The organism is Streptomyces sp. P3 (assembly GCF_003032475.1).
GTDB lineage: Bacteria > Actinomycetota > Actinomycetes > Streptomycetales > Streptomycetaceae > Streptomyces.
The window spans coordinates 5,374,377-5,387,023 of the sequence record NZ_CP028369.1 but is presented as its reverse complement, the minus strand read 5'-3'; the positions used below and the strand labels follow the sequence as shown (position 1 = coordinate 5,387,023).

At 72.5% G+C, this 12,647-nt stretch carries 1 protein-coding gene; it reads right to left on the bottom strand.

From position 1 onward, the window contains the following. Nucleotides 1–31: 31 nt before the first annotated feature. Entirely contained in the window at nt 32–12,460 is a 12,429-nt protein-coding gene (locus C6376_RS24250; RefSeq protein WP_159083238.1) for a type I polyketide synthase, read from the bottom strand. Nucleotides 12,461–12,647 lie beyond the last annotated feature (187 nt).

The window sequence follows — 12,647 nt, the reverse complement described above, 5'->3', positions numbered from 1 at the left end:
CGAGAATCGGGAAGTCGTGTCGGGGGTGCGCTCAGGAGATCCCGAGTTCCTTGTCGATCAGATCGAACATGTCCTGGTCGGAGGCGCCGACCAGTTCCTCGTCCACGGTCACGGGGGTGGGTGCTCCGGTGGGCGCCGCCCAGGAGTCGAGCAGCCCGCGCAGCGCCTCGGCGAGTTCCGCCCTGCCGACCGGGTCCGAGGTGGCACGGTAGGCCGCCTCGATCCCCTTCAGCCGGGGGTCGAGCGCGCTGTCTACGTCGTCCGCGGGGAAGAGTTCCGCGTCCAGGTGGTCGGCGAGGGCCTTCGGCGTCGGATGGTCGAAGACGAGCGTCGCGGAGAGCCTGGCGCCGAGTGCGGAACCGAGCCGGTTGCGCAGTTCGACCGCGGTCAGGGAGTCGAATCCCATGTCCCGGAAGGCCCGGCCGGGCTTGACACCTTCAGCGGCTCCGGAGCCGAGGACCGCGCCGACGTGAGTCCGGACCAGCTCGGCCAGTCGGCGGTTGCGTTTGGCCGCCGTCAACGCGGCCAGTTCGCCGCGGAGCCCGTCGGCCGCCGCGCTCGCGTCCGCCGTGTGCCCGGCCGCCTCCTCGGTGGCCTGCGCGGCCAGCAGGGTCTGTACGTCCGGGATCTCGTCGATCAGCGGGCGGTGCCCGTGGGCGCAGTACGCGGGCACGAACCGGTCCCAGCGGATGTCCGCCACGACGACGGTGGTCTCTTCCGCCGCCACCGATTCGCGCAGGGCGCGCACGGCGAGCGTCGGCTCCATCGCGGGCACTCCGCGCCGCGCCAGCTGCTCGCCGACCTCGACGTCGACCATGCCGCCGCCGGCCCAGGCGCCCCAGGCGATCGAGGTGGCGGGCAGGCCGGCGGCGCGGCGCCGTTCGGCGAGCGCGTCGAGGTGGGCGTTGGCCGCCGCGTACGGCCCCTGGCCGCCGTTGCCCCAGACGCCGGCTCCGGAGGAGAAGAGCACGAAGGCGTCCAACGGGCGTGCGCCCAGCAGCTCGTGCAGGTTCTCTGCGCCCACGACCTTGGCGCGCATCAGCTCGACGGCCTCGTCGGCGTCGATCTTCGTGAGCGGCCGCGCCCGGTCGACGGCGCCCGCGGTGTGGACGACCGCGGTCAGGGGAGTCTCCTCCGGGATGCCCCCCACCACCGCGGCGAGCGCGTCGCGGTCGGCCACGTCGCAGGCGGCGATGGTCACCCGGCATCCGAGGTCGGTCAGTTCGCGCTCCAGCTCCGCCGCACCGGGCGCGCCGGGACCGCGCCGGCTGGTCAGCACCAGATGCTCCGCGCCCTCGCGGGCGAGATCCCTCGCCACATGGGCGCCGAGGGCTCCGGTGCCTCCGGTGATGAGTACGGCGCCTCGCGGTTTCCACACCGGCGCCTCGGCGGAACCGGCGAGCGGTGCGCGCACCATCCGGCGGACGCGCACTTCTCGCTGCCCGGGCCGGAGCGCGAACTCGCTCTCCGCGCCGGGTGCGTCACCTGCCGCGAGCAGCGCGGGCAGCCGTGTCAGCAGCTCGGCGCCGCCGTCCGCGGGAAGGTCCACCAGCCCGCCGGACCGCTCGGGATCGTCCAGCGCGGCCACCCGGAGCAGCCCCCACGCGGCGGCCTGGCCGGCGACCGGCTCTTCCTCGCCGTGGACGGCGACGGCTCCGCGCGTCAGTGACCACAGTCCGGCGTGGATCGCGTTGTCCGCGAGGGCCTGGCTCAAGGCCATGGAGCCGAGCACTCCCCCGGTGACGCCCGGGCCGCGCTCGTCCGGTGCGTCGTCCAGGGCCAGCAGCGACAGCACGCCGGCGGGCGCGTCCCCGGGTTTCACGGCGGCGTCCAGCAGTTCGGCGACGACCGTCCGGTCCGCCCGCGCCGGCACGACGACCGGGACGACTCGCGTCGCCTCCTCCAGAACGCGTCGCGTCCGGACCGTCACCTCGTCGTCCGTCCGCCCTTCGGGTACGACGAGCAGCCAGGTCCCGTCGAGCGTGGCCCCTTCGGCGAGCCGATACGGCCGCCACGCCACCCGATAACGCCAGCTGTCCAGCTTCGCCCGACCCTGCCGCCCTCGATGCCAGGCCGACAACGCCGGCAGGACATCGCCCAGACCGCCCGTTCCGTCCAGCCCGAGCGTGCCCGCGAGTCCTTCGAGGTCGCCCTCCTCGACGGTCCGCCAGAACTCCTCCTGCGCCGGGTCGACACCGGCCCGCGCCTTGGGCAGATCCAGCCAGTAGCGGCTGCGCTGGAACGCATACGTCGGCAACTCCACCCGACACGGCGACAACCCCTCGAACACCGGCCCCCAATCAACCCCCACACCCCGAACCCACGCCTCACCCAACGACAGATAGAACCGCTCCAGACCACCCTCACCCCGCCGCAACGACCCCACCACCACCGCATCCGAACCGGCAGCCTCGACCGTCTCACCGATCGGCACCGTCAACACCGGATGCGGACTCATCTCCACAAACGCACCGAACCCCTCCCCCACCAAACGACGCACCACCGGCTCCAACAACACCGACTGCCGCAGATTCCGGAACCAATACCCCCCGTCCGTCTCCGCACCCTCCACCCACTCACCCGTCACCGTCGACAAGAACGGCACCGACGGAACCAACGCCGACACCGAACCCAACACCCCCGCCAACTCCTCCTCCAACACCTCCACATGAGCCGAATGCGACGCATAATCCACATCAATACGACGCACCCTCACCCCCGCCCCCTCCGCAAACCCCACCAACTCCTCCAACGCACCCACATCACCCGACACCACCGTCGACGACGGACCATTCACCGCAGCCACCGACACCCGACCACCGAAACGACCCACCAACTCCCGCACACCCTCGGCGGGCAGAGCCACCGACACCATCCCCCCACCACCCGCCAACGCCACAATCGCCCGCGACCGCAACACCACCACCCGCGCACCATCCACCACACTCAACGCACCCGCCACCACCGCAGCAGCAATCTCCCCCTGCGAATGACCCACCACCGCAGCAGGACGCACACCGAACGACTCCCACAACGCAGCCAACGACACCATCACCGCCCACAACACCGGCTGCACCACATCCACCCGATCCAACCCAGGCACACCCCCCACCCCCCGCACCACATCCACCAACGACCACTCCACCAACCCCTCCAACGCCACCCCACACTCCACAAACCGCGCAGCGAACACCGGCGAAGAATCCAACAACTCCACCGCCATCCCCACCCACTGCCCACCCTGACCCGGAAACACGAACACCGCAGACCCCGCACCACCCACCACAGAACCCGACACCACCCACTCACCCGCAACACCCACCGACCGGCACTCGAACACCGACCGCGACCGCCACAACGACCACGCCACATCCACCGGGTCGGCTGCGGTGGACTCCAGGTGTGCGGTCAACTGCCGGACCTGGGCGGCCAACGCCGCTTCCGTGCGGGCCGAGGTGAGAAGAGGCACGACCGCCCGGTCGTGCGCCGGGTTCCGCTCGACGGCCTCGGATCGGTCAGCGGCGCCATCGTGCTGCGGCGCTTCGAGGACGACGTGGGCGTTGGTGCCGCTGATGCCGAACGACGACACCGCCGCACGTCGCGGCCGGCCGTCGGTCTCCTCCCACACCCGGGCCTGTCCCAGCAACTCCACCGCACCCGACGACCAGTCGACGATCGGGGAAGGCTGGTCGCCTCTCAGCGACCTGGGCAGGGTGGCATGACGCATGGCCTGCACCATCTTGATGATCCCGGCCATGCCCGAAGCGGCCTGCGTATGACCGATGTTGGACTTCACGGACCCCAGCCACAGCGGGCGGTCGCCGTCGCGCTCCTGACCGTAGGTGGCCAGCAGCGCCTGCGCCTCGATCGGATCGCCCAGCCTCGTCCCCGTGCCGTGCGCCTCCACCACGTCCACGTCCGCCGCCGACAGACCCGCGTCCGCCAGCGCCGCACGAATCACCCGCTGCTGCGACGGACCGTTCGGCGCCGTCAACCCGTTCGACGCACCGTCCTGATTGATCGCCGAACCCCGCACCACCGCCAGCACCTCATGACCCAGCCGACGCGCGTCCGACAACCGCTCCAGCAGCAGCACACCCACACCCTCGGACAGGGCGAATCCGTCCGCGTCTGCGGCGAACGGCTTGCAGCGGCCGTCGGGTGCGAGGGCACGCTGGCGACTGAAGGCGACGAACGCCCCGGGCCCCGACATCACGGTGGCGGCGCCGGCCACCGCCAGACGGCACTCGCCGGCGCGCAGCGCGCGCACCGCCAGGTGCAGGGCGACCAGGGAGGAGGAACAGGCCGTGTCGACAGTGACCGCCGGGCCCTCCAGTCCCAGCGCGTAGGCGATGCGCCCGGACGCCACACTGGCTGCCGCTCCGGTCGCGAGGTATCCCTCGTTGTCCCCGGAGGCCGCGCGCAGCCGGGCGGCGTATTCCTGATCGGTCAGGCCGACGTACACGCCGGTCGAGCTGCCCCGCAGCGTCTTGGGGTCGATGCCCGCACGCTCCAGGGTCTCCCAGGCGGTCTCCAGCAGCAGTCGCTGCTGCGGGTCCATCGCCACCGCCTCACGCGGCGAGATCCCGAAGAAGGCCGCGTCGAACTCGGCGGCGTCGTCGAGGAATCCGCTCTCCCGGACGTAGCTGGCGCCGAGGCGGTCGGGGTCGGCGTCGTAGAGGGCGTCGAGGTCCCAGCCGCGGTCGGTGGGCAGCGGGGACATGACGTCCATGCCGTCGGCCACAAGACGCCAGAGATCCTCGGGGGCGCGGACGCCGCCCGGGAAGCGGCACCCCATCGACACGATCGCGATCGGCTCGTCGGCGGCCGTCGGAGCGACCGCGCCCGCCGGGTCCGTGGCGGGTTGCGCGTCCGCGCGCCTGCCGCCGAAGGCCAGTTCGTCGATGCAGTCGGCGAGCGCGGAGATGCTGGGGTGGTCGAAGACGACGGTGGTGGGCAGCTTCAGGCCGGTGGCACGGTGCAGACGGTCGCGCAGCGTCACGGCGGTGAGGGAGTCGAAGCCGAGCTCCTTGAAGGCCGCGTCGACGCTGACCGCTGCCGCGTCCGCGTGCCCCAGCGCCGTGGCCACGTGGGCGCCGATCAGGGCGCGCAGTGCGGCGATCCGCCGCTCGGGCTCGAGATCGGCCATCTCACGCAACACGGCAGAGACGTCGTCGCCCTGGGCGGCCCCGGCCGCCGTTTCCGTCGTCTCGACACCGGCAGGAGTGAGCTCCGAGAGGAGGGCACTGCCGCGTACGGACGTGAAGACCTCGGCAAATCGGCGCCAGTCGACGTCGGCGACCGCGACGACGGTGTCCTCGTGGTCGAGGGCTTGCTGAAGGCCGGTGATCGCGGCGCCCGGCTCGATGACGGGGACGCCGCGACGGCGCAGGTCGTGCTGGACGGACTCGGCGATCATGCCGCCGCCGGCCCAGGGCCCCCAGGCCACGCTGAGCACGGGCGCGCCGTCGGCACGCCGCCGTTCGGCGCGGGCGTCGAGGATGGCGTTCGCGGCACCGTAGGCGGCGTGGTCGGCGACCCCCCAGGTGCCGGAGATGGAGGAGAAGTAGACGACGGCGTCGAGTTCGGTCGTGTCCAGCACCTCGTCGAGGTGGGCGGCGCCGAGAACCTTGCCGGACAGCGTCGCGGCGAGGTCGTCGACGTCGGTCTCCGTGATCGGGCCGAGGACGCTGACGCCGGCCGCGTGGACGACCGAGCGCACCGGACTGCCGCTCGCGGCAAGTCCGTCGACCAGGTCGGCGAGCGCTTGGCGGTCCGCGGTGTCACAGGCGGCGACGGTGATCCGGGCGCCCCGGTCCGCGCATTCGTCCCGCAGGTCGGCGATGAGCGTGTCGTCGCCACGGCGGCCGGTGAGGACGAGGTGTTCGGCCCCGCGGGCGGCCAGCCAGCGGGCGACATGGGCGCCGAGCGCGCCGGTTCCCCCGGTGACGAGGACGGTGCCGCGCGGGCGCCAGTCACGCGGCGCCGGCTTGCCGCGGGTGGCGGCGTGGACGAGCCGACGGCCGTACGTCCTGCCGTCGCGGACGGCCACCTGGTCCTCCGCGAGGCCTGCGGTGACGGCGTCCAGCAGCAGCCCCGCGAGGCCGTTCGCCCCGGCCTGCGGCAGGTCGACGAGTCCGCCCCAGCGCTTGGGGTGTTCCAGGGCGGCGGTCCGGCCCAGGCCCCAGACGCCGGCCTGTTCGGGCGCCGCCGGCCCGTCGTCGTCGCCGACGCCCACGGCGCCCCGGGTCACACACCACAGCGGTGCGTCGATGTCCACGTCGCCGAGGGCCTGCAGAAGGGTGAGGGTGCCGGACAGCCCGAGCGGTACCGTCGGCTGCAGGGGGTGCGGCCGCTCGTCGAGCGCCAGCAGCGACAGCACTCCGGCGAACACGTCGGCGGTGTTCAGCAGTTCCCCGAGCGCCGCACGGTCCAGCCGGGCGGCGTCGACAGCGGCGACGACAGCGCGAGCTCCGCGCGCTTCCAGTTCCGCTCGCACGTCGGTGATCAGGTCGTCGTCTTCCACAGACTCGGGGGCGACGATCAGCCAGGTCCCTCCGGTGGCGGCGGGGGCGGTCGCGGTCAGCGGCCTCCACTCCACGCGGTGCCGCCATCCGTCGACCACTCCCCGCTCACGGTGTGCGGTGCGCCAGGCGGCGAGAGCCGGCACGACACTCTCCAACCCCTCCTGCACACCGAGCGTGCCCGCGAGTCCTTCGAGGTCGCCCTCCTCGACGGTCCGCCAGAACTCCTCCTGCGCCGGATCCGCAGCCACCACCGGCTTCGGCGCCTCCAGCCAGTAGCGGTCGCGCTGGAAGGCATACGTCGGCAACTCCACCCGACACGGCGACAACCCCTCGAACACCGGCCCCCAATCCACCCCCACACCCCCCGCCCACGCCTCACCCAACGACAGATAGAACCGCTCCAGACCACCCTCACCCCGACGCAACGACCCCACCACCACCGCATCCGAACCGGCAGCCTCGACCGTCTCACCGATCGGCACCGTCAACACCGGATGCGGACTCATCTCCACAAACGCACCGAACCCCTCCCCCACCAAACGACGCACCACCGGCTCCAACAACACCGACTGCCGCAGATTCCGGAACCAATACCCCCCGTCCGTCTCCGCACCCTCCACCCACTCACCCGTCACCGTCGACAAGAACGGCACCGACGGAACCAACGCCGACACCGAACCCAACACCCCCGCCAACTCCTCCTCCAACACCTCCACATGAGCCGAATGCGACGCATAATCCACATCAATACGACGCACCCTCACCCCCGCCCCCTCCGCAAACCCCACCAACTCCTCCAACGCACCCACATCACCCGACACCACCGTCGACGACGGACCATTCACCGCAGCCACCGACACCCGACCACCGAAACGACCCACCAACTCCCGCACACCCTCGGCGGGCAGAGCCACCGACACCATCCCCCCACCACCCGCCAACGCCACAATCGCCCGCGACCGCAACACCACCACCCGCGCACCATCCACCACACTCAACGCACCCGCCACCACCGCAGCAGCAATCTCCCCCTGCGAATGACCCACCACCGCAGCAGGACGCACACCGAACGACTCCCACAACGCAGCCAACGACACCATCACCGCCCACAACACCGGCTGCACCACATCCACCCGATCCAACCCAGGCACACCCCCCACCCCCCGCACCACATCCACCAACGACCACTCCACCAACCCCTCCAACGCCACCCCACACTCCACAAACCGCGCAGCGAACACCGGCGAAGAATCCAACAACTCCACCGCCATCCCCACCCACTGCCCACCCTGACCCGGAAACACGAACACCGCAGACCCCGCACCACCCACCACAGAACCCGACACCACCCACTCACCCGCAACACCCACCGACCGGCACTCGAACACCGACCGCGACCGCCACAACGACCACGCCACATCCACCGCGTCGAGCGAGCCGGCCTCGGCGGTGAACTTCTCGAGCCGGGACTCCTGCTCCGCGAGCGCGGCCGGAGTGCGGGCCGAGACGAGCCAGGGCAGTGCGACCTCACGGGCGGGCGCGCCCGCGGCCGGGTGAGCGGGCTCGGTCACTGCCGGTTGCGTCACGCCTTCGAGGACGACGTGGGCGTTGGTGCCGCTGATGCCGAACGACGACACCGCCGCACGTCGCGGCCGGCCGTCGGTCTCCTCCCACACCCGGGCCTGTCCCAGCAACTCCACCGCACCCGACGACCAGTCGACCAGCGGCGAGGGGGTCTCGGCGTGCAGGGACTTCGGGAGCGTCGCCGCCCTCATGGCCTGCACCATCTTGATCACACCGCCGACGCCGGCCGCCGCCTGTGCGTGGCCGATGTTCGACTTGAGGGACCCGAGCCACAGCGGGCGGTCGCCGTCGCGCTCCTGACCGTAGGTGGCCAGCAGCGCCTGCGCCTCGATCGGATCGCCCAGCCTCGTCCCCGTGCCGTGCGCCTCCACCACGTCCACATCCGCCGCCGACAGACCCGCGTCCGCCAGCGCCGCACGAATCACCCGCTGCTGCGCAAGACCGCTCGGCGCCGTCAACCCGTTCGACGCACCGTCCTGGTTGATCGCCGAACCCCGCACCACCGCCAGCACCTCATGACCCAGCCGACGCGCGTCCGACAACCGCTCCAGCAGCAGCACACCCACACCCTCGGCCCAGTTGGTGCCGTCGGCACCGGCCGCGAAGGGCTTGCAGCGGCCGTCGGGGGCCAGGCCACGCTGACGGCTGAACTCGACGAACATGCCGGGGCCGGACATCACTGTGGCGCCAGCGGCGAGGGCCAGTGAGCACTCGCCGGAGCGCAGCGCGCGCACCGCCAGGTGCAGGGCGACCAGGGAGGAGGAACAGGCCGTGTCGACGGTGACCGCCGGGCCCTCCAGTCCCAGCGCGTAGGCGATGCGCCCGGACGCCACACTGGCCGTCGTGCCCGTGAGGAGGTGGCCTTCGACGGCCTCGTCCGCCTCGTGGAGGCGGGGACCGTATTCGGGCGCGGTGACTCCGACGAAGACGCCGGTGGAGGTGGCGTGCAGGGCACGGGGGTCGAGTCCCGCCCGCTCGATCGTCTCCCAGGACGTTTCCAGGAGAAGCCGCTGCTGCGGGTCCATCGCCGTCGCCTCACGCGGCGAGATCCCGAAGAAGGCCGCGTCGAAGTCGGCCGCGCCCGACAGGAATCCGCCCTCGCGGACATAGGTGGTGCCGCTGCGGTCGGGGTCGGGGTCGTAGAGGGTCTCGACGTCCCAGCCACGATCGGTGGGGAACGCCGTGACGGCGTCCATCTCGTCGTGGACCAGTCGCCACAGGTCCTCGGGGGCGCGGACGCCGCCCGGGAAGCGGCACCCCATCGACACGATCGCGATCGGATCGTCGGCGGCCGCGTGGCGATCGCGTGCGGCGTCCGCGGTGGCGGCGGGGGCGGCGGGGGCGGAGACGCTCAGGCTCTCGGCGAGCCGGGCGGGCGTGGGGTGCTCGTAGACGGCGGTCGTCACCAGGGCGAGGCCGCCGACGGAGTTGATCCGGTCGCGCAGCTCGACGGCGGTGACGGAGTCGATGCCGAGGTCTTTGAAGGTCCGTTGCGGATCGACCTGGGCCTGGTCCGGGTAGCCGAGGACGACCGCGGTGCACTCGCGGACGAGGCGCAGCGCGTCTGCGCCGCCGAGTCCGGAGCCCGCCTCGTCGCCGGAGACGGTCGCCGTGGCGGTCGCGGGGGCGTCTGCGTCGAGTCTCGTCGCGGTGGCCGTCGGCGCGTTCGCGGCGTCGTCCGAGGCGCCGGTGACCCAGTGCCGTCGGCGCTGGAAGGCGTAGGTGGGCAGCTCACAGCGCCGGGGAGCCAGACCGGTGAAGACGGGCGTCCAGTCGACGTCGGCGCCGTGGCTCCACAGGGCGCCGAGGGAGGTCTGGAACCGGGTGGCTCCGCCCTGGCCCCGGCGCAGCGTTCCGGTGACCACCGCCTGCCGGGGGCCGGTCGCGGCCTCGATGGTCTCCTTGACCGGGGCGATCAGCACGGGGTGCGGGCTGACCTCGACGAAGGCGCCGTGACCCGCGAGCGCCAGCGCACGCACGGCCGGTTCCAGGAGGACGGGGTTGCGGAGGTTGTCGTACCAGTACCGGGCGTCGGTGACCGGGCCTTCGAGCCGGTCACCGGTGACGGTGGACAGGAAGGGCACCTCCGGCCGGCGCGGGGTGATCCCCGCGAGGAGGTCGAGCATCTGTTCGCGCACCGGGTCGACGTGCGGAGAATGGGAGGCGTAGTCGATGCCGACGCGGCGGGCACGGATGTTCTCGCGCTCCGCGGTGGCGAGGATGTCGTCGAGGGTCTCGATGTCGGCGGAGACGACCGTGGAGGCAGGGCCGTTGAGGGCGGCGACGGTGACGCGACCGTCCCATTGCCCGGTGAATCGGCGGGCGGCCTCCTCGGAGAGGGCGAGCGCGACCATTCCGCTGCGGCCCTCCAGCGGTACGAGGATCCTGCTGCGCAGAGCGACGACCAGGGCGGCGTCCTCCAGGCTGAGGGCACCGGCCACGCAGGCGGCGGCGATCTCGCCCTGCGAGTGTCCGACGACGGCGGCGGGCCGGACGCCGTACGACTGCCACAGGGCGGCCAGGGACACCATGACGGCCCAGAGCACGGGCTGCACGACGTCGGACCGGTCCAGGGGCGGAGCGTCGGCGTCACCGCGCAGCACCGCGGTGAGATCCCATGCGACGTGCGGAGCCAGCGCCTGGCCGCACTCGGTGAGGCGTGCCGCGAAGACGGGTGAGGACGCGAGGAGTTCGGCGGCCATGCCGGCCCACTGGCTGCCCTGGCCCGGGAAGACGAACACGGGCCGGTTCACGTCGCCGTCGAGGGGGTGGGACGGGGCCGCTGCGGTGATGCCGCCGAGCAGACCGGCGGTGTCCGAGCCCACGGCGAGGGCCCGGTGCGCGAGTGGGGTGCGGGTGGTCAGCAGGGACCACGCGGTGTCGGCGGGGTCGGCGTCGGTGTCGCGGACGTGTGCGGTGAGGCGTTCGATCTGGGCGCGGAGTGCGCCAGGGGTGGCGGCGGACACCAGCCATGGCACGGTTGCAGGAGTGGAGCGCGGCTGCGTCGGGGCCTCTTCGGCGGCGGGGGCTTCTTCGAGGACGAGGTGGACGTTGGTGCCGCCCATGCCGAAGGAGGAGACTCCGGCGATCAGTGGTTCGCCGGGGACGGCCGGGGCCCAGACGGTGGTGTCGCGTTGGACGCGCAGGCCGAGGCCGTCGAGGTCGATGGCGGGGTTCGGCTCGTCGTGGTTCAGGCTGGGCACGAGTCGGCGGTGGGACAGGCAGAGCACCGTCTTGAGCAGTCCTGCGATGCCGGCCGCGCCTTCCAGGTGGCCGATGTTGGTCTTCACGGAGCCGACGGCGAGCGGGGCGCGTCGCCCGTCGGCGGTGCCGAGCACCGCGCCGAGGGCGGCGGCCTCGACGGGGTCGCCGACGCGGGTTCCGGTGCCGTGGAGTTCGACGTAGCCGATGCCGGCGGGATCGACCCCGGCGCGCAGGCACGCGGTGCGCAGGACGGCCGCTTGAGCGTCGGCGTCCGGAGTGGTGATGCTGGTTCCGGTGCCGTCGTTGTTGAGGGCGCCGCCGCGGATGACGGCGTGGATGTGGTCGCCGTCGGCGACGGCGCGTGCGAGCAGCTTCAGCACGACGATGCCGCCGCCTTCGCCGCGTACGTAGCCGTTGGCGCGGGCGTCGAAGGTGTGGCAGGCGCCGTCCGGGGAGAGTGCCCCGAACTGGGCCGCGGCCAGGGAGCTCTGCGCACTGAGGTTGAGGTGCACGCCGCCGGCGAGGGCGAGGCCGCAGTCACCGAGCCGGAGGCTGTCGCAGGCGAGTTGGACCGCGGCCAGGGAGGACGACTGGGCGCTGTCGACGGTCACGCTGGGGCCGCTGACGCCGAGCGCGTAGGACAGCCGGTTGGCGATGAGGGAGCGGTTGAGGCCGGTGAGCGTGTGGTGTCCGGTTCCCTGTCCCGCGTCGCGGACGACGTCGGCGTAGTCGCACCCGTCGACGCCCAGGTAGACCGCCACGGCGCGCAGGGCGGCGGTGACCGGGACACCGGCGTGCTCCAGGGCCTCCCAACCCAGTTCGAGAGCGAGGCGGGCCTGCGGGTCCATGGCGTCGGCCTCGCGGGGCGAGATACCGAAGAACGCGGCGTCGAAGTCGGCGGGTGCGCCGACGTAGCCGCCGCGCAGGGGTGCGGTGCCACCGTGCGGGGTGGGCCAGCCCTGGGCGGGTGCGCCCGTGCGCCGGTCCCGCGGAGTGTCGGTGACGGCGCTGCGGCCCGCGGCCAGCAGCTCCCAGTAGGCGGCCCGATCGTCGGCGCCCGGGAGCCGGCACGCGAGGCCGACCACGGCCACGGGCTCGTGGCCCGGAGCGGTGTTTCGGACGGCGGTGGGCACCGGCTGGTTCATCGATGGCACTCCAAAACCGGGGGCGGGAGGCTGGGGGTGGCTCACACATTCGCACGCGGACAGGGGCCGTCCGGTGATCCGGGGAAACGCTCTAGGGGAATCTCTAGGCACGTCGTGGGCCTCGCCCGGTCGGTCGCGCCGGCCGGCCTCGGCCATTGCCGCCGGACGCGGTGGCGGGCCATAGCCA